Source organism: Raoultibacter timonensis (assembly GCF_022845715.1).
GTDB classification, from domain to species: Bacteria; Actinomycetota; Coriobacteriia; order Coriobacteriales; family Eggerthellaceae; genus Raoultibacter; species Raoultibacter timonensis.
Genome location: NZ_AP025564.1, coordinates 2,849,480 through 2,866,944 on the forward strand (window position 1 = coordinate 2,849,480; position 17,465 = coordinate 2,866,944).

Annotated in this window: 19 protein-coding genes; 11 read left to right on the plus strand and 8 right to left on the minus strand. The window is 61.4% G+C overall.

Annotation, left to right across the window (positions count from 1 at the left end; genetic code table 11):
• Positions 1–41: 41 nt before the first annotated feature.
• Positions 42–524, minus strand: a complete 483-nt coding sequence (locus MWL89_RS11715) for a flavodoxin (protein WP_244386177.1) — start codon at positions 522–524, stop codon at positions 42–44.
• Positions 525–699: 175 nt separating this feature from the next.
• On the opposite strand from MWL89_RS11715, the gene MWL89_RS11720 reads away from it, so the two are divergent.
• Positions 700–1,110, plus strand: coding sequence for a peptide deformylase (locus tag MWL89_RS11720; RefSeq protein WP_244386178.1), 411 nt, complete (start codon positions 700–702; stop codon positions 1,108–1,110).
• 9 nt (positions 1,111–1,119) lie between these two features.
• The gene (gene thpR / locus MWL89_RS11725) at positions 1,120–1,650 is read left to right on the plus strand and encodes an RNA 2',3'-cyclic phosphodiesterase (protein ID WP_244386179.1); all 531 of its coding nucleotides are present in this window, start codon (positions 1,120–1,122) and stop codon (positions 1,648–1,650) included.
• Between the two features lie 44 nt (positions 1,651–1,694).
• On the opposite strand, the gene MWL89_RS11730 is transcribed toward thpR, so the two are convergent.
• Positions 1,695–1,862 carry a hypothetical protein gene (locus tag MWL89_RS11730; RefSeq protein WP_180994961.1) on the minus strand — a complete coding sequence of 56 codons (168 nt, stop codon included), beginning with the start codon at positions 1,860–1,862 and terminating at the stop codon, positions 1,695–1,697.
• A 240-nt stretch (positions 1,863–2,102) separates the two neighbouring features.
• Here MWL89_RS11730 and MWL89_RS11735 point away from each other — a divergent pair, with 240 nt between their 5' ends.
• From MWL89_RS11735 to MWL89_RS11745, 3 genes are all read left to right on the plus strand, one after another.
• Entirely contained in the window at positions 2,103–3,581 is a 1,479-nt protein-coding gene (locus MWL89_RS11735; RefSeq protein ID WP_244386180.1) for a DUF2130 domain-containing protein, read from the plus strand.
• A 193-nt stretch (positions 3,582–3,774) separates the two neighbouring features.
• Entirely contained in the window at positions 3,775–5,187 is a 1,413-nt protein-coding gene (locus tag MWL89_RS11740) for a helix-turn-helix transcriptional regulator (RefSeq protein ID WP_180994960.1), read from the plus strand.
• A gap of 257 nt (positions 5,188–5,444) precedes the next feature.
• Complete coding sequence (locus MWL89_RS11745; protein ID WP_244386181.1) at positions 5,445–7,232, plus strand: FAD-dependent oxidoreductase; 1,788 nt, start codon at positions 5,445–5,447, stop codon at positions 7,230–7,232.
• 149 nt (positions 7,233–7,381) lie between these two features.
• Here MWL89_RS11745 and MWL89_RS11750 read toward each other — a convergent pair whose 3' ends face one another.
• Positions 7,382–7,597: a HigA family addiction module antitoxin gene (locus tag MWL89_RS11750; RefSeq protein ID WP_244386183.1), complete on the minus strand. Its 216-nt coding sequence runs from the start codon at positions 7,595–7,597 to the stop codon at positions 7,382–7,384.
• Positions 7,598–7,740: 143 nt separating this feature from the next.
• Here MWL89_RS11750 and MWL89_RS11755 point away from each other — a divergent pair, with 143 nt between their 5' ends.
• From MWL89_RS11755 to MWL89_RS11775, 5 genes are all read left to right on the plus strand, one after another.
• On the plus strand, positions 7,741–8,361 hold the full coding sequence (locus MWL89_RS11755) for a hydrolase (protein WP_102377552.1): 621 nt from the start codon (positions 7,741–7,743) through the stop codon (positions 8,359–8,361).
• Positions 8,362–8,401: 40 nt separating this feature from the next.
• Entirely contained in the window at positions 8,402–9,964 is a 1,563-nt protein-coding gene (locus tag MWL89_RS11760) for a glycine betaine ABC transporter substrate-binding protein (protein WP_244386185.1), read from the plus strand.
• Between the two features lie 97 nt (positions 9,965–10,061).
• Complete coding sequence (locus tag MWL89_RS11765) at positions 10,062–10,826, plus strand: ABC transporter ATP-binding protein (RefSeq protein WP_244386187.1); 765 nt, start codon at positions 10,062–10,064, stop codon at positions 10,824–10,826.
• Positions 10,823–11,479: an ABC transporter permease gene (locus MWL89_RS11770; RefSeq protein WP_244386189.1), complete on the plus strand. Its 657-nt coding sequence runs from the start codon at positions 10,823–10,825 to the stop codon at positions 11,477–11,479. The genes MWL89_RS11765 and MWL89_RS11770 overlap by 4 nt, the downstream gene beginning before the upstream one ends.
• Positions 11,480–11,488: 9 nt before the next feature.
• Complete coding sequence (locus MWL89_RS11775; protein ID WP_244386196.1) at positions 11,489–12,382, plus strand: DUF5996 family protein; 894 nt, start codon at positions 11,489–11,491, stop codon at positions 12,380–12,382.
• A gap of 134 nt (positions 12,383–12,516) precedes the next feature.
• Here MWL89_RS11775 and MWL89_RS11780 read toward each other — a convergent pair whose 3' ends face one another.
• Entirely contained in the window at positions 12,517–13,857 is a 1,341-nt protein-coding gene (locus tag MWL89_RS11780) for a dihydrolipoyl dehydrogenase family protein (RefSeq protein WP_244386198.1), read from the minus strand.
• 201 nt (positions 13,858–14,058) lie between these two features.
• Here MWL89_RS11780 and MWL89_RS11785 point away from each other — a divergent pair, with 201 nt between their 5' ends.
• On the plus strand, positions 14,059–14,487 hold the full coding sequence (locus MWL89_RS11785; protein ID WP_244386200.1) for a hypothetical protein: 429 nt from the start codon (positions 14,059–14,061) through the stop codon (positions 14,485–14,487).
• 81 nt (positions 14,488–14,568) lie between these two features.
• On the opposite strand, the gene MWL89_RS11790 is transcribed toward MWL89_RS11785, so the two are convergent.
• From MWL89_RS11790 to MWL89_RS11805, 4 genes are all read right to left on the minus strand, one after another.
• Positions 14,569–15,357 carry a rhomboid family intramembrane serine protease gene (locus MWL89_RS11790; protein ID WP_244386202.1) on the minus strand — a complete coding sequence of 263 codons (789 nt, stop codon included), beginning with the start codon at positions 15,355–15,357 and terminating at the stop codon, positions 14,569–14,571.
• Between the two features lie 125 nt (positions 15,358–15,482).
• Positions 15,483–15,893, minus strand: coding sequence for an MGMT family protein (locus MWL89_RS11795; protein ID WP_244386203.1), 411 nt, complete (start codon positions 15,891–15,893; stop codon positions 15,483–15,485).
• 62 nt (positions 15,894–15,955) lie between these two features.
• The gene (locus MWL89_RS11800; protein WP_244386204.1) at positions 15,956–16,384 is read right to left on the minus strand and encodes a DUF3788 domain-containing protein; all 429 of its coding nucleotides are present in this window, start codon (positions 16,382–16,384) and stop codon (positions 15,956–15,958) included.
• A gap of 60 nt (positions 16,385–16,444) precedes the next feature.
• Positions 16,445–17,347, minus strand: coding sequence for a helix-turn-helix transcriptional regulator (locus tag MWL89_RS11805; RefSeq protein WP_244386205.1), 903 nt, complete (start codon positions 17,345–17,347; stop codon positions 16,445–16,447).
• Positions 17,348–17,465 lie beyond the last annotated feature (118 nt).

Genomic DNA, 17,465 nt, shown 5'->3' on the forward strand with positions numbered 1-17,465 from the left:
CGCAACCTGGCAACGCACCCGTGCCCGTGTGCCCGGAGTCCCTACAAATCCAGGCTCCCGACCCATGCCCGCAGGCTCGTCGGCGATGCGCCGTTCAACAGCTTGGCCGGACGCCACGAAACGGAATCGGGGCAAAGCGCTTGGAGCACCTCGCCGGTGCGGCCGACGCCGCTTCCGCCCGACGTACAGAACGGTACGATCGTCTTGCCAGCAAAGTCGTATGATTCGAGGAACGCGTTGATGATGGTCGGTGCCACGTACCACCAGATGGGAAAGCCGACGAACACAACCTCGTAGCTGCTCATGTCGGCAACGGCGCTCTTGATCGCAGGCCTCGACGAGGGATCGTTCATCTCCACCGTGCTGCGACTTTGCTTGTTCGTCCAATCGAGATCGGCGTCGGTGTAGGGCTCTTCGGGCTCGATCTCGAAAAGATCGGCTCCCACCACCTCCGCCAGCGATTCTGCGACGCCTTTCGTCGCACCGCTGCACGAGAAGTACGCCACCAGTGCTTTTTTACTCATTGATGCCTCCTGTTCGTTTGCTTTTCTACGATTGTAGAACCTGGAGTGCACTCGAAGTCAAATGGAGATTCTAACAGCAATCGCACTATCGGCGTTCGCAAGAAGGCACACGGACGAGAAAGCTCGGTTACACTGAGGCATGTACACTGTTCGTCCTGCAAGAACCGGAGCACCCATGATCAAGCCCATCATGACCAACGAGATATTCCTCGCCCGTCCGTCGGAACCTGCGACCACCGCAGACGCTCAAACGGCCCAGGACCTGCTCGACACGCTTGCCGCGCATGCTCACGAGTGCGTGGGCATGGCCGCGAACATGATCGGCGTGCCCAAGCGCATCATCGTCTTCGATGACGAGGGAACCCATCGCATCATGTACAATCCCGAAATCGTCAGCAGCGCAGGCGCTTACGACGCCGAAGAGGGATGCCTCTCGCTTATCGGACGCCGCCCCAGCACGCGCTACCGCACCATCAAGGTGTGCTATGAGGACGCCGATTTTCACGAGAGAACGAAAACGTACACGGGCTGGACCGCGCAGATCATCCAGCACGAGATCGACCACACAAACGGGATCGTCATCTAAGGGGCCGCCGTGAGAGTATTCGTCGCACTCGAGCTTCCGCAGGCATTCGCCTCGGATATCGCTGCGCTCTCGCGGCAGCTGAAGTATGCTGTCGAAGGGCGCTTTCTTGCAGCAGAAACCTACCATCTCACCCTTGCCTTTCTCGGCGAAGCGACCGAAGCAGGCATCGCATCCGCCATCGAAGCAGCTTGCACAAATGCCGCAGCCATCCCCCTGCGAAGCGACGGCCTCGGGAAATTCGGTCGTGCAAGCGACGCGACGCTTTGGCTCGGCATCGCCGCAACGCCCGATCTCATGCGCCTCGCCGAAACCGTGCGCGAGGAGCTCGGCGCCCGAGGAGTCGCTTACGACGGCAAGCCGTTCAAGCCCCACATCACCCTCGCACGCCGCGTACGTATCCCCCGAACCGATCTTCCGCCCCTCGCCTTTCCCTTAAACGACGAGGCCTCTGCGGTCACGCTTTTCAAGAGCACGCTTGCACGGGACGGCGCAACCTACAAGCCCCTGTACACCGCCCGCCTCGAAGCGAAACCTAGCTGATCGGCACGATTCGCAAACGCCGCAGTCGAACCGCCCTATCCGCCTCAAGCAGGACGCCGATAGGCAACCAGCAGCTCGATAACCGCGTTCGCCTTGCCCTCGATGCTCGCCATCGCCTCGGCTTCTCGCTTGCGCTCGAGCTCCTCGAACCGAACCAGAAGCGCCCGTTCCCGACGCAGCTCCTCAACCAGCTTTCCGTATTCCTTTTCCATAGCGCCCGCCGTTCGTCGTTTTGTTTCTATGCACCGCACGATACCGCACATCGACACAGCACATGTACCAATATAAGGACACCTATACCGCGAAGGAGGCATGGGGCTTCGCTCGAAAAACGCCGTCACACCGCCCGCAAGAAGCGGTACCTGCCCCCAATTCGGTACACGCACCCGTACAACCTCGTTTACAATACCAACCAACACGAGCTACCCGAGCAGAGCGAAAGAAGGCCTTGCATGAACGAGATCAGGTGCCCGCATTGCGGACAGGTTTTCACCGTCGACGAATCCGGCTACGCCGCGATCGTGCAGCAGGTGCGCAACCACGAGTTCGACGAGGCCATCCGCGAGCGCGAGCAGGCGATGCAACGCGAGAAGGATCAGGCGGTGCAGCTTGCCCAAGAAAAGCTCGCCGCCCAAAACCAGAGGGAGCTCGGGCAGAAGGATGCCGAGATATCCAAGCTGAATCTGCAGGTGCAGGAGGCCCTCAGCCAAAAGGATTCCGAGATCGAAAGCCTGAAATCGCAGATACAGGCTTTCGGCAACGAGAAGACGCTCGCCGTACAAGAGACCGCCGCCAAGCTCGAGAAGGAGCGCGACGCCTTGCAGGCAGCGCTCGATGCATTCGAAACCCAAAAGCAGCTCGCGGTACAGGAAGCGCTTGCGGGCGTCGAAAAAGAACGCGATGCGCTGCAGGCGCAGGTTGCCGCGTTCGAGACGCAGAAGCAGCTCGCCGTCCAGGAGGCCGTCTCGAAAGCCGAACGGGAACGCGATGCGCTCGCCAACGAGGTGAAGCTCAAGGAAAGCGAGAAGGCGCAGATCGAGGCGTCGTACAAAGAGAAGATGCACAGCGAACTGCAATCGAAACAGGAGATCATCCGCTTCAAGGATCAGGAGATCGAGCGTTTGCGCGACATGAAGGCGAAGCTCTCCACCAAGATGGTCGGCGAAACCCTCGAACAGCACTGCGAGACCGAATTCAACAAGCTGCGCGCAACCGCTTTCAGGGCAGCTCAGTTCGAGAAGGACAACGATGCCAGCTCGGGCAGCAAGGGCGATTACATCTTCCGCGAGTGTGACGAGAACGGCAACGAGATCGTCTCCATCATGTTCGAGATGAAGAACGAGAACGACGAGACCGTCACCAAGCACAAGAACGAGGATTTCCTCAAGAAGCTCGACAAGGACCGCACGACCAAGGGATGCGAATACGCCATCCTCGTTTCGCTGCTCGAACCCGAAAGCGAATTGTACAACACCGGCATCGTCGATGTGAGCTACCGCTATCCGAAGATGTACGTCATCCGGCCCCAGTTCTTCATCCCCATGATCACGCTCCTGCGCGATGCGGGCATGAACTCGCTCGAGTACAAGGCGCAGCTGCAGACGCTGCGCAGCCAGAACATCGACATCACCAACTTCGAAGAGCAGATGAACGATTTCAAAACGGGATTTGCGCGCAACTACGAGCTGGCAAGCCGCAAGTTCCAAACCGCGATCGACGAGATCGACAAGACGATCGACCACCTGCAGAAAACGAAGGACGCGCTTCTGTCCTCCGACAGGAACCTGCGCCTCGCGAACGACAAAGCCGAAAACCTCACCATCAAGAAGCTTACGCGCAACAACCCCACCATGAAGGCGAAGTTCGAGGAGCTCGAACAGGGCAGGCGCCTCGGCGAAGCGAGCAGCGAGGGTTCCGAAACGCCAAACTGAGATCGGCCGCCCAAGGTATTGCTCTCGCGAAACCCGCTCGGGCTTCGGCTTTCACCTGGCTTCCCCCCAGATCGTGGCAGCCAAACCGCGACGGAAGCGATCACAGGGCAGTGCGGAGGCGGAAGCTCCCGGCTCCGCACTGCCCTGTGATATAATGAGGCACTTTCGGATCAAAGAGGGAGGCTTTGGGTTCGTGAACATCCGCAAAGGGCAAGGTCTGCCCGCAGTGCGCGGCGGCATGACGGTTCTTGCAGTAGCGTCCCTATTCCTCCTCTTGCTCATCTTCGCGGACCTCAGCCGGCTCGTCGCCTCTACCTCCCAGCTCGCAAGTACGTTCTGGACGGTGTTTCGCTCCGCCCTGGCCTCGGCGCTCGCAACGTCTGTCCTTCTGACGATTTCAGCCGCACTCGGTTTCGCGCTGCGCCGCAACTTCTGTGCGGGGTTCCTCGCTGCCAGCGTCGCCGCCGTTCCCATCGCCCTGTGCGGGGAAGGCGTCGCTGTAGCCGCCGTGGCAGCCGGCATCCTCTTGGGCGTCGGCTTCGGTTTCGCCCTTGTTTGCATCGAGGCGGAACTCCACTGCTTTTCGCGCGCCCAGGCCCTGCTCGTCGCCGGTGCGGGGCTTTTCCTTGCCGCCCTCATGAAGCTGGTCCTGGTATCGGCCTTTCCGAGCCATCTGGGCACCGCTGTCTGGTTCGCCCTGTACGCGATGGTGGCGCTCCTTCTCGTCGGTTCCATACGTCCAGTTAAAACCCCTCTCGGCGAGGCCTCGGCGCCCGCGCCCAAGCACGATCTCGGAGAATTCTTCCAACACAGCTGGATCAACATCGGATGCTTGCTGCTCTGCGTATTCACGATCGGTTGCATGTGGGGTGCCAACAGCGAATCCCTTGTCATTCGAAGCGACGCCGGCGAGGGCGTCTCCATCGCAAGCACCCTCGGATCGCTGCTGGCGGGAGCGCTGCTCCTCGCCATCGGCATCATCGCAGCCAGGGGAAGAACCGCCGCCGCAGCATCCGCAGGCGACATCCTGTGCAAAGTCGGCTCGCTGGCCTGCATATCGATCCTCGTTGTTGCATGGCTCCTGCAGACGAGCGGCCTGGACACATTGGGCCCGTCGGCGAGCTTCAACCCGGTGCTCGGGTTCTGCGACGCGGCCATCGGTGCCATATTCCTCACGGCTTTTTCAAGGGAATCGTGTTCGCGCGCCGTCCTCCCCTTGGCCGCCAGCCTCGTCAACGTTATCGTACTCGGCTTCGCGCTCCTCGTCATGAGCCTGTACCCGTACTTGGAAGACGCCCTGGCCCAATCCATCAGCATCTCGCTGCGCATCGTCTTCCTGACGGTCGTCGCCTTCTCGCTGCTGCGCAGGCGCCCCCAGCGCGAAGACAGCGAGGCCCATCGTCGGGAACGGGAGCTCGCCGCCATCTACGGCCTGTCCGAACGCGAAACCGAAATCCTCGTGCTGCTTCTCGAGAAGCGGTCGGCACCCTATATCGCCGAAAAGCTGTTCATTTCCAGCAACACCGTGAAAACCCATATTCGGCGCATCTACGAGAAGACCGGCGTCCACTCCCGAGACCAGCTCATCGACCTCTTCTGGCAATGACCGCACGGTTCTTTTTTTCATTTAGTTGATCTGGTGTTTCTTCCTTGTCATCCGTTTTCGGGTGACAAGGAACACCGCTTTCATACCCCCTGAGCGATAGTGCCCTTTCGCCGCAGGAGCCATACTGCGCCCACGCCTTGCACCCGCTGCACCCCGGCCGTTGGCGCGAAAGCATCGTCTGCGGCCGACGAGTCGGCGGGATGACACGGCACCCTGTACGCCGCTTTGATCGCAACTCAAGAAAGGGGATCGGCACTATGCAGACACCGAAAACAGAGCAGGAAGCCTTTACAACAGAAAACAGGGCCCGCGGGCTATCGCGCCGCGCGTTCCTCACGGGAACCGCCCTTCTGGGCCTCGGCGGCGCCGTGACCGCCCTCGGAGGCTGCGCGCCCCAAAGCACCGCGAGCAGCTCCGAAGCTGCACCAGAGAACACCGGCACTTCGGCATCGGGCACTTCGGAATACCCCTGGCCCGACGCACCCGAAGCCATCGCCGAAGACCGGATAGAAGAGACGCTTGAAGCCGACGCCGTCATCGTCGGCCTGGGCGTTTCGGGCGTTGCCGCCTTCCGCTCCGCCGCAGAGGAGGGACTCAGCGTCATCGCCGTGGAAAAGGGCACTGCGCCGCAGTGTCGCTCCGACAACTACTGCTACGTCAACGGGTCCCTCAACGAGCGTCTGGGCCTTCCAGAGCTCGACATCGACGAGCTCGCCCAGGAGGAATGGGGCAACTCGGGCGGATACTCCAACTACCGCATCGTGCGCAAGTTCATGCAGAACGAATCAGAGGTGTTCGACTGGTGGGCCGCAGGCGATCCGGACATCTACTACCCTTCCTCCCCCGAGGAAGCCGACGCCATCAACGGGCAGTACCTCCAGAAGAGCCTCGAGCACCCCTACGCCGTTTCGTCGATGAGCTATCGCGATGCCGACTGGACCGAGAACAAGGCGTTCTACCCCGTGCGCATTTACTTCACCGACCACGAGCATGTGGTGAACGAGAACGCCCAACGCGCAATCGACGCCGGGGGCCAGGCCCTCTACGGCCACTTCGCCGAGCAGCTCATCACCGACGAGGACGGCACCGTGCGCGGCGTCTACGTCCGCAACGCCGAGACCGGCCAGTACAAGAAGATCACCAGTCGCAACGGCGTTATCCTAGCCACCGGCGGATGCGAAAGCGACGAGGGGATCATGGCTAAGTTCTACCCGACCGTGGTGAAGGTGGGCAACCTCAATCCATGGCCCAACTACGACGCGGAAGGCAACCTCACCAATACGGGCGACGGCTACCGCCTGGGTGCGTGGGCCGGTGCCGACTTCAGCCTGAACATGGCGCCCATGTGCCACGTCATGGGTGGCCACGCCGACACGGCGGACATGAGCCTCGTGGGCATGACCACGCCCCATCTGCACCTGAACTACAACGGCGAGCGTTTCATGAACGAAGAGATAGACTGTACCGATGTGGAGGTGGCGTTGGAATCGCAGCCCCAGGGCAAGTGCTTCCTCATCTTCGACTCGCATCTCGACGAGCAAGCACCTCAATCCTTCGACCCGGTGAAGGGGCGCGTACTCGGCCGCGGACCGTGGACCTTGGCTCAAATGGAGGAGCGCGTGGACGGCGAGACCGTCTTCAAGGCCGACACCATCGAAGAGCTGCTCGCATCCATCCCCGGCATGGATGCGGAAAGCGCCCTTGCGAGCATCGAGCGCTACAACGAGATGTGCGCTAACGGCTACGACGACGATTTTCGCAAGTCCGAGAAGTACCTGTGGCCCGTACAGGACGGCCCCTTCTGCGCTCAGCGCACTGGCCTCGGCTTCTGCCTCACCACCATGGGGGGCCTGCGTTCCGACGAGGAGTGCCGCGTGTACAACAAGGACATCAAGCCCATCCCCGGCCTGTACGCCGTAGGCAACATACAGGGCGACCGCTTCGCCGTGAAGTACCCGTTCAAGATGCCGGGCATCAGCCATTCCATGGCTATGTACTACGGCTACGTGGCCGGCAAGAACATCGCCGCCACGCCTTTGGCCTAGCAAGGACCGGTCAGATCCGAGCTCGCAGCACTCGATCTCCCGCAATGCACCGGTAGTATCCCCCGCATCGCCGGGGCGGCCCATCCTCCCATGCCGCCCCGGCGCTCTGCCGTAACCGTGCTCGAACGGCAACCACGCAATCGAAAACCCTATGCCGGCGTTTTGTCCCACGGCTGAATCGAAGCAAGCTCGTCGGCGATCTTGCGGGATGTCGTCTCCATATCGTATGCCGCCTGCGCGCGCAGCCAGTATCCATTCGACAGCCCGAAGAATCTACACAACCGCAGATCGGTATCTGCGGTTATCGCCCGCTTTCCCGCAACGATCTGCCCGATGCGGCCAGCCGGTCCACCCGTTTGCTGCACGCCTGCGGGAGAAAGCCGCCGCGCATCCTAACGGCGCGGTAACAAGACGGCGACACAGGCAACGCTTCGCCCGAAAGCGGCAGGGGCGAACTACAATCCTTGTAAAAGATATCCTTTGGCTCCCAATTGGAAGGAACGCCATTATGAGCACCGCCGCAAAACCGCGTAACCCGCAGACCGATCATCTGCTCACCCCCGAAAACTCAGCGCTTATCGTCATCGATTACCAGCCCACCCAAATTCACTCGGTAGGCTCCGCCCGCGCAAGCGACATCATCAACAACATCGTGCTCGTCGCCCGCACCGCCAAGACCTTCGACCTGCCCGTCGTCCTCACCACGGTGAACGTTGCAACCACGCGCAACCAGGACACGATTCCGCCTTTGCGCGAGGTTCTGAGCGACGTCGAATCGATCGATCGCACGACCATGAACTCCTGGGAAGACCCCGCGTTCGTTGCCGCCGTCGAGCGCACCGGCAGAAAGAAGCTCATCATGTGCGCGCTGTGGACCGAGGTCTGCCTCGCCTTCCCCGCGCTCGATGCCATGCGCGAGGGCTACGAGGTGTATCCCGTCGTCGACGCCGTCGGCGGCACGAGCCTGCTCGCCCACGAAACGGCGCTGCGCCGCATCGAGCAGCAAGGCGCGCAGCTGATCACGATCCCCCAGATGATCTGCGAGCTGCAACGCGACTGGGCTCGCGACGAGACGGTCAGGGAGTTCAGCGACCTCATGTTCGAAGCCCGTGCCTTCGTGGGCATGTAGAACGCGCCCGGCCACCAACAGATAGGCGACAGCAGTTCTTATGGGTGAAAAGATTCTCGCATACCTGAGCACCAACGGATCCGAATTACAGCAGGCTTTTCTGCAGCATATCGAAATCAGCTCCATCGCGTTCGCCATCGCGGTCGTTATCGGCGTGCCGTGCGGCTACCTTTGCTGGAAGCACCAGCGCGGCGGCAAGCCCCTGCTCGCATTCTTCCAAGTCCTGCGCGTCATACCGAGCCTCGCGATCCTGCTCCTGTTCATCCCCATCATGGGAACGGGCGTGCTGCCCGCATCGATCGCGCTTGTCCTGCTCGCCGTGCCCGCCATCCTTATGAACACGACGGCGGGCCTTGCGCAGGTCGATCCCGCAATCGTGGAGACGGGCCTCGGCCTCGGCATGACCGATCGGCAGCTGCTGTTCAAGGTTCGCTTCCCGCTGGCCACCCCTCTCATCCTCGCCGGCATGAAAACCGCCGCGATCGAGATCATCGCGAGTGCCACGCTTGCCGCGAAGATCGGCGCAGGCGGCTTGGGCGAGCTCATATTCACGGGCCTCGGCTTGAACCGTATGGACCTCGTCATCGTGGGCGGGGTATCGGTTGCACTCATCTCGCTCGCCGTAAGCCTGCTCTTCGATCTGCTGGAATACGTATTGGGAACGCACCGACACACAAGAAGGAAAGAAGGTTCTGGAATGAAACCCCTGAAACAGGTTGTTGCCTGCCTCGCCGTGGTAGGTCTTGCGGTAACGCTCGTCGCGTGCGGCAGCGCCGGCGGCTCGAACGACGACGGCAAGGCGACCGTTCGCGTAGGCTCGAAGGACTTCACCGAGAACATCGTCGTAAGCGAGATCTACGCGATCGCGCTCGAAGATGCGGGCTATACCGTCGAGCGCGTTCCCGCCGTGGCGAGCTCGGTCATCCACACCACCATCACGAGCAACGAGATCGACCTCTATCCCGAATACACCGGAACCGGCCTGCTCTCGGTGCTCAACATGGATATGATCACCGACCCCGAAAAGGTGTACGAAACCGTCAAGGACGAGTACGACAAGCGGTTCGACATCACCTGGCTCGATTACTCGCAGGCGAACGACGGACAAGGCCTCGTCATCCGCACCTCGGTAGCTGACCAGTACGGCATCAAGACTATATCCGATCTGCAGAAACACGCGAGCGAGCTGAACTTCGCCTCGCAAGGCGAGTTCGACGCGCGCGAAGACGGCCTGCCGGCCCTCGAAGCCGCATACGGAACGTTCGACTGGAAATCCTCGAAGGTGTACGACAACGGCCTGAAGTACAGCGTGCTCTCAAGCGGCGAAGGCGACGTCTCGCCCGCCTACACCACCGAAGGCCAGCTCACGAACACCGACGAGTACACGCTGCTCGTCGACGACTTGCAGGTATGGCCTCCTTACAACCTCGCGCCCATCGTGCGCAACGACGTCCTTGCCGCCAACCCGGAGATCGCCGACATACTCAACAAGGTGAGCGCAACCCTCACCACCGAGAACGTCACGGCCTTAAACGCCGCCGTCGACGTCGATAAGCGCGAATACGACGAGGTGGCTCGCGAGTACTACGACTCGATCAAGTAGCGCTGCGGCAGGAACGCCGACGAGAAGCACCGAACCCAGGCGAGCCGCGTCGAACAAGGCGGGCTCTGCCGAACGAAGACGATAGGAATGCCCCACTATGAAAGCCATTGAGATGATCGACGTGACGAAGCGGTTCCCCGATGCCAGCGCACCGGCCGTGAACTCCGTTTCCCTCTCGATCGACGAAGGCGAGTTCATCACCATCCTCGGCACGTCGGGATGCGGGAAGACCACCCTCCTCAAGATGGTCAACCGCTTATACGAGCCCACCGAGGGCACCATCATGCTGTTCGGCGAGGACATCTCGACGGTCGACAAGGTCGTCGTGAGAAGGCGCATCGGATACGTGATCCAGCAGGTGGGCCTCTTTCCCCATATGACGATCGCCGACAACGTGGCTACGGTGCCGAAGCTCCTCAAATGGGAGAAGCCCGTCATCGAACGCCGCGTCGACGAACTGCTCGAGGTGGTGGGGCTCGATCCGCGCGAATACCGGGGGCGCTACCCCTCGCAGCTTTCGGGAGGCCAGCAGCAGCGCGTGGGACTCGCCCGCGCGCTCGCCGTCGACCCGAAGATCATGCTGCTCGACGAGCCGTTCGGCGCAATCGACGCGATCACCCGCACCAGCCTCCAAGACGAGCTCCTTCGCCTCCACAAGGACCTGCGCAAAACCTTCCTCTTCGTCACCCACGACATCAACGAGGCGTTCAAGCTGGGAGATCGCGTGATTGTCATGGACGGCGGACGGGTGCGCCAGTTCGATACCCCGCGCAACATCGCGCTCAACCCCGCGGACGGTTTCACCGCATCGCTCATCGCGTCGGCACGCGAGCAGGAGCGGTTTTGGGAGGAGCTCGAATGATCGACTACCTCCTCTCCTATCCCGACAAGCTGATCACTCCCCTGCTCCAGCACCTCGAGCTGCTCGTGATAACGCTTGTCGTATCGCTCGCCGTCGCAGCGGTTCTGACGATCGCGTCGATGTACTCGAAAACGCTCGCGCGCGTGCTCACCTACCTCTTCTCGATCATCTACTCCATCCCGAGCCTGGCGTTGTTCGTGCTGCTCATCCCGCTGACGGGGCTGGGAACCACCACGGCCCTCATCGTCTTGGTCACCTACAACCAGTACCTTCTGCTGCGCAACTTCCTCGCGGGACTCGAAGGCGTCGACCCCGCCATCATCGAAGCCGCCACCGGCATGGGCATGAGCACGATGCAGATCCTCGTTAAGATCAGGCTGCCGCTTGCCAAGAAGGTCCTGTTCACCGGCATTCGGCTCTCCGCCGTCTCGACGATCGGCATCATCACCATCGCCGCGCTCATCAACGCAGGCGGCATCGGCACCTTGCTCTTCGACGGACTCCGGACTATGAACACCGTCAAGATCCTCTGGGGCGCAATCCTCGCAGGAGGCCTCGCCATCATCGCCGACGCCCTTCTGAAGCTGGTAGAGAAGCGGCTGGAGCGCACCGGGGCCGATGCGCCCGACAACCGAGAAAAAACCTTCGATTAAGGAGACGACATGAAAGCAACCACCTACTCATCCTGGGCGAGTACCGCGCAAACGATACACCTCGTCTCGCAGATGCTCGGCAAGTTCAAACTCGCCGAAATGCCCGCGCAACCCGAATGGCAGCAGGTCACCCTTCCGCTGACTGCCCGGGGGTTCACCACCGGCCTCGTGCCGTATTCGGGTGCGGCGTGCACCGTCACGATCGACCTCTTCGACTCGACCGTAACCGCCGTGGGCACCAACGGGAAGCAAAGCTCCTTCGGTCTGCGCGACGGACGATCCGTCGCCGAGTACTACGCCGACTTCCAACGCATGCTCGAAGATATCGGTGCGGATGTCCGCATCAATCCCGTGCCCCAAGAAATGAGCGTCACCACGCCCTTCGATGAGAACACCGAACCGCGTCGCTATGATGCGGGCGAAGCTATCGAAGGTTTTGGCATGTTCGCGTTCGCCTACCGAATCATCCTCGGTTTCCTCTCGGGATTCCGCTGCAAAACCGCTTTGCCGAACCTGTTCTGGGGAACGTTCGATGTAACCGGCGTCCTGTACAGCGGCAAGCCGGCACCCTTCCCGGGCGAGGGCATCATCGAAAAGGTCGCCTTCGACGAGGAACTCATCGAGTTCGGGTTCTGGCCGGGCGACGAGGCCGAAGACAATCCGAGCTTCTTCGTGCTGCCCTACCCGTTCGTCGAGGAAGACCTCTCGCATACGCTCAGCCCCTCGTCGCTCGGCTTCTACAGCACCGAGAAGGCAGAATACTTCCTGCCGCTCGAACGGGCGCTCGACGCGAACGACCCCGAAAGCGAGATCAAGCAGTTCTTCGAAGAGGCGTTCCACGCGCTTTCGAACAGGGGCGACTGGGAGAAGAAGGAGTGGTTCACTGCACCGCTCTTCGCGTAAAAGGACGCTGTCGCACGACGGCGCGGCAAAACCACCGCATGTCGCACCCATAAGCTTGTCATCAGGCGCAAACGAGCGGTGCCCCGCTCGGATCCGATCCGCAACGGGGCACCGCTTCGCTATGTTCGGCCGCGCTAGACGAGCGAGGGCAGATCGCTCGCAAGCGTCGGCGAACCGAGAATCATCCGATTGAAATCCTCATGCACGATAGCGTTGTCGATCAGTATCGCCAGATGGTTGATCAGCGCATCGGCTTGCGAACTCAGGGCGCTGGCGCCTACGAGCCGATCGCCTTCGTGCACGAGCTTCACCTTCGAGACGGGCTCCCCGATGCGGCGGTACGTGAACCAGTTCGTAAGGTCCATCTCATCGAGCTTGTACGACCCGTCGCGCTCGGCCGCCTCCGCTGGACTCACTCCGACCTGGGCGAGCTTCGGGCTCCCGTACACGATCGAGACGATGGGCGGATACGCCAAGGGCTCGGCTGCGCTCCCGAGGATGCGCCGCGCAAGGTAGGCGCCTTCGAACGAAGCGGTCGGCGTGAGCTTCGGGGCCTTCTTGGCGACGACGTCGCCGCACGCGTAGACCGCCGGGTTCGACGTTTGAAGGAAGCCGTCGACCGTTATGCCGTGTCCATCGTAGTTGACATGGGCGTTTTCCAGATCGAGCGCCTCGACGTTGGGGATGCGCCCCGTCGCGCCTACCACGCAGTCGAACCGCTCGACATACTCCCGATCGCCCGAGCCCCTTCCTCGAAGCAGGTAGCCCCGTTCGTCTTCCGCAATCGCTTCGATGTCCACATCGAACGCGAACGAAATGCCCCTGTCCTCGTACGCTTCGACCAAACTGTCTACCAGATCGGAGTCGAAGCCCTTCAGGGGCCTGTCGTTGTGGTGGACGATGGTGACTTCGCTGCCCGCCGCGCTCGCGATGGCCGCCAGCTCGAATGCTATGTAGCCCGCGCCGAGGAACGCCATGCATTTCGGCAGCTCGTCCATGTCGAGGAAATCGGTACTGGTGAGGAGATGCTCGCTGCCCTCGATGCCGAGGATGCTCGGCCGCTGCCCCGTTGCGATGACGAATGCGTCCGCCTCGATGACAGCGTCGCCCGCCTCGATGCGGTTGTCGCCGACGAAGCGCGCCGATCCCTCGATGGCGTCGATGCCGTATGCCTCGACGCCCTTTTTGAACGACCGGGGAAACGGATCGGTGTACGAGCGCTTGAAAGCCATGAGCTCGGGCCAGTCGATCGATTCGATGAGGGAGAACCCCCTTCCGAGCATCTGGTTGTTGCGCTCCACCACCTCCATGCCGCTTACGAGCATCTTCTTCGGGTCGCACCCCCGGTTGGGACAGGTGCCGCCCCACAGATCGTCCTCGACGAGCGCGACCCGTTTACCGCCGTCTTTGAGCGCGTAGGCCGCAGCAGCACCGCCCGGCCCCGATCCGATTACCACAACATCGTATTTTTCCATCGTCTGCTCCTTCGAAGGCCACGGTGCGCTCTCGTTTCAATTCGAACGCAATGCATGGTTTCAGAGTGCGCGAAAAAAGGCGCAGGCGCAATGCACGGACGGGTATCGCTGCCGAAACGTAAGCGTTTAGATTACATAACGAAACGGGCACAGGAGCGCGCTGCGCTCGATGCCGCCGAAAGCCCGTGGTAGGGTTTCAGCATGGAACACGATTCGTCGAACAGAGCAGTGAGCACGCCGATGCCGAACAAGAGGCCAAAAGCCCTTACCGTCATGCGCTGGGTGCTGGTTTTCGCCTGGACGGGCGTCGTCCTCATCGCGGGGCCGAACCTCGGCATCCCCTCGCCCCTTGGCAGCGTTCTTGGATTCGCAGTCCTGAGCATCGTGCTCGTCAACGCACTGTGGCAGCACATGCCGCTCGCCTCGGCGTGCATTATGGCGGCTATTCTCGCAGGGCTCGTCGGAGTCGCTTACGAGGCGCTTGCCTTCCTTGCCTTCGACTATGCGCTTTCGCCGGGTGATTGGCTCGCCAACGCCGTTGGAGCGGTAGCGGGCGCCGCCACAGGGTATCCACTCATCAAGAAAGTGGATGAGCTCGTCAGTCCCGCATGGGAACACCCCGCGGGATGAACGGCGGCAAAAGCTGCCCGACCCCGCCGGCGAACCGAGCCGGATGCAAGGCACCGCAACCTGCTTCGCGCGCCTGCAAGCCTACGATCCTACGATCCCCTGCGACACTGCGAGCCATCCGAGTGAGGCGACCCACGCTACGGCAACGACGACCCGAACCGCTACAGGCACCCGCAGGTTCTTGCTCGGGATCATGAACATGGCGATCAGGCCGCCGAGCGCTCCGCCCAAGTGTCCGCTGATCGATATGCTCGGCACCAGGAAGGTGTAGACGACGTTGATGGCTATGATGCTGAGCATGCTCTTGCTGTACTGCGAAAAGTACCTGCGATTTCCCTTGTGGAGCAAGCCCAGGAGCGCCACCGCCACGAAGAGGGCGAACACGCTTGTAGACGCACCGGCGCTCACGACCGCCTGCCCGGGCAGAAACACGCTCGACGCGTAGGAAATCACGTTGCCGGTGATGCCGCCGATGAAGTACAGCAGCAGGAAGTTGCCGCGCCCGAGCACCCGCTCGAGCACTTCGCCTACGCTGTAGAGCGCAACCATGTTGAACGCCAGATGCATGAGATCGACATGCAGAAACATCGGTGTGACGAATCGGTACAGATCGGCGGCCGATTGGATCAGGGGCGCGTACATCGCTCCCATGTCGACGAGCACGGTCGTAGGGATGCTCACCCTGAAACCGGCAAGCACGGCCTCGATCGCGAATACGATCACATTGATAGCGATAAGAACCAGCGTTACGATACGGAACTTGTTCTGCTGGAGAAACGACGGCTTGCTCGATGAGAGCATCTTCTTCAGCTGGTCGTCGTCAATGACGGTTCGGTTGATTCGGGGTTCGTTATCGACTCTTATCGGCAAAGCTCGCTCCTTGGCTGCGCAACACAATCGCATCATGGTACCACGACGCATCAGCGCGGCCGCCGCCAATCGCCCCCCGTCATCCATTCGTTAGCGGCACAACGAGGGCGATACGATCGAAGCGCCTACAGCAGGGAAAGCTGCTCAGGCTCCGATTCGCCCGAAACGGGCTCGGGCGGCCAGCGATGCTTTTTCATGTCGATGGTCTCTTCGTCCACGAACGTCACGCCCTCGCTTTCAAGAAGCTCGCGCTGCTTGTCCTTGCCGCCGAACGCATAAGCCGGCGCAAGGGTTCCCTTGGCGTTGACGATGCGGTGGTACGGGAGGTTCCATTCGCTCAAGGCGCGGCTCATAGCGTAGCCGACTTCGCGAGAAGCCCTCGGGTATCCCGCAAGCTCCGCGATGGTGCCGTACGTGCACACCGTGCCCTCGGGCACCCGCGCCACCTGCTCGTATACGCGCCTGAAGAACGTTTCGTCCATGTCGATCAGACCCGGAGCTTTACCGTCTTCGACATCTTTGACTTCCTTGAACATGCTGTCTTCACCCCTGTCGGAGCATATGGTAGCACGATCGGCGAAAGCCGGCGATCGCCGCCTCAGCGCTTGATCTTCCGGCGCACCTGCACGAGCCGCTTCACATCGTCGAGGATGGCCTCATCGGTCACGTTGATCATGAGCCAGCGCCCGCCCGCGCTGTGCTGCGTTCGCTCGAACAGCGCCCGCGTGTACGGCGTGCATTCGGGGATGACCTCGAGCGCCTCGTCGTACTCCTTGTTGCCGATGACCACGAGCGCGATGAAGAAGCCCTCCATCGGGTACAGCGTGCACAGCGATCGGCCCGCCTTGCGGTACTTCACGTTCCAGCCCGGCTGCCCCGAACAGCAGCTGTAGGACGTTTCGGGCTCGACCCCGTAGCTTTCCCGCAGAAACGTATTCATATCCGACCACAGCTCCGTGTTCACGAACTCGTCTATAGCCTTCAAGCTCGGCTGGTCTTCAGCCGAATACCGCTCGTTCCAGTCCATTGCGTCTCCTCTCAAGCGTGGTTCGCCCCATTGTCCCACACCGTATATGACAGCTGTGTGTCATATACGGCGAGCGGAATCGTCGGCGCCATCCCCCGCAAGCCGCCTCCTCACGTATTCGGGCTCGATTACCTCGACCGCGCTGCCGAACGACGAGAGCAGATCATACAGGTATGGCCCGTCGGGGTACGGGGTGTACACGTGCAGCCCGCCCTCGTCCGACACCTCGATCGCATCGACGTCGAACTCGTCGTACACCCGCGAGGCCACGTGGGGTTCGAACACGAGCTCGAGCGTGACCAGCTCAAAGGAGCGCGGGCCTTCCGCCTCGAGCTTCGGAACGTCGAAGCGGTCCCGATCGAAGTGCCCGTCGCCGAATCCGACGTCGATCATCCGGGTCACTCTGAACGTTCGGTACTGGTTGCGCATGAGGCAGAACGCCTGCAGGTACCACGCCCTCGACTTGAACACGAGCTTGAGCGGGTAAGCCTTCCGCTCGGTTATCGAGCCGTGCGAGCTCGCATAGCGAAATCGGATCGACTGCTCGAGAAGGATGGCGCTGCGCAGGGTTTCGAACTGGGTATCGTCCTTTTGCTTGTAGCCCCACCGCGAGAAGTCGACTTCGATCCAATCGGATTCCGGCCCCCCGAACAGCGCTTTCAACTTCCTCAGCGCCGTGCCATCGAGGGCCCCGTCTCTCGGAAGGCTCTGCAATCCAAACAGAACCTGCGCCTGCTCCTCCCCCGAAAGCACCGCTTTGTCGAGCACGAATCCGTCCATGAGCGACACGCCGCCCTCGGATCCGCGGCTCGTGTAGAGGGGAATGCCCGCCTGCATGAGCGATTCGATATCGCGATGGACGGTGCGCGTCGAGACCTCGAGATGCTCGGCGAGCTCGCCGACCGTCATCCTGTCGCGGCCCATGAGCAGGTAGACGATTTTGAACATGCGGTCGATTTTCATCGGAATCAAAGCTCCTTCGGCATACCCATACGACACAGCGTTTTGCGTGCGCAACGACATGGCGGCAAACTGACACAACCATACCAAACGCATCTCCGCGCAGCTTCGACAATCCTCC

Bases quoted from the DNA above. Each gene is read 5' to 3' on its own strand.
- MWL89_RS11715 (WP_244386177.1), bottom strand. From the start codon at position 524: ATGAGTAAAAAAGCACTGGTGGCGTACTTCTCGTGCAGCGGTGCGACG.
- MWL89_RS11720 (WP_244386178.1), top strand. From the start codon at position 700: ATGATCAAGCCCATCATGACCAACGAGATATTCCTCGCCCGTCCGTCG.
- MWL89_RS11730 (WP_180994961.1), bottom strand. From the start codon at position 1,862: ATGGAAAAGGAATACGGAAAGCTGGTTGAGGAGCTGCGTCGGGAACGG.
- MWL89_RS11735 (WP_244386180.1), top strand. From the start codon at position 2,103: ATGAACGAGATCAGGTGCCCGCATTGCGGACAGGTTTTCACCGTCGAC.
- MWL89_RS11745 (WP_244386181.1), top strand. From the start codon at position 5,445: ATGCAGACACCGAAAACAGAGCAGGAAGCCTTTACAACAGAAAACAGG.
- MWL89_RS11755 (WP_102377552.1), top strand. From the start codon at position 7,741: ATGAGCACCGCCGCAAAACCGCGTAACCCGCAGACCGATCATCTGCTC.
- MWL89_RS11760 (WP_244386185.1), top strand. From the start codon at position 8,402: ATGGGTGAAAAGATTCTCGCATACCTGAGCACCAACGGATCCGAATTA.
- MWL89_RS11765 (WP_244386187.1), top strand. From the start codon at position 10,062: ATGAAAGCCATTGAGATGATCGACGTGACGAAGCGGTTCCCCGATGCC.
- MWL89_RS11770 (WP_244386189.1), top strand. From the start codon at position 10,823: ATGATCGACTACCTCCTCTCCTATCCCGACAAGCTGATCACTCCCCTG.
- MWL89_RS11775 (WP_244386196.1), top strand. From the start codon at position 11,489: ATGAAAGCAACCACCTACTCATCCTGGGCGAGTACCGCGCAAACGATA.
- MWL89_RS11780 (WP_244386198.1), bottom strand. From the start codon at position 13,857: ATGGAAAAATACGATGTTGTGGTAATCGGATCGGGGCCGGGCGGTGCT.
- MWL89_RS11785 (WP_244386200.1), top strand. From the start codon at position 14,059: ATGGAACACGATTCGTCGAACAGAGCAGTGAGCACGCCGATGCCGAAC.
- MWL89_RS11795 (WP_244386203.1), bottom strand. From the start codon at position 15,893: ATGTTCAAGGAAGTCAAAGATGTCGAAGACGGTAAAGCTCCGGGTCTG.
- MWL89_RS11800 (WP_244386204.1), bottom strand. From the start codon at position 16,384: ATGGACTGGAACGAGCGGTATTCGGCTGAAGACCAGCCGAGCTTGAAG.
- MWL89_RS11805 (WP_244386205.1), bottom strand. From the start codon at position 17,347: ATGAAAATCGACCGCATGTTCAAAATCGTCTACCTGCTCATGGGCCGC.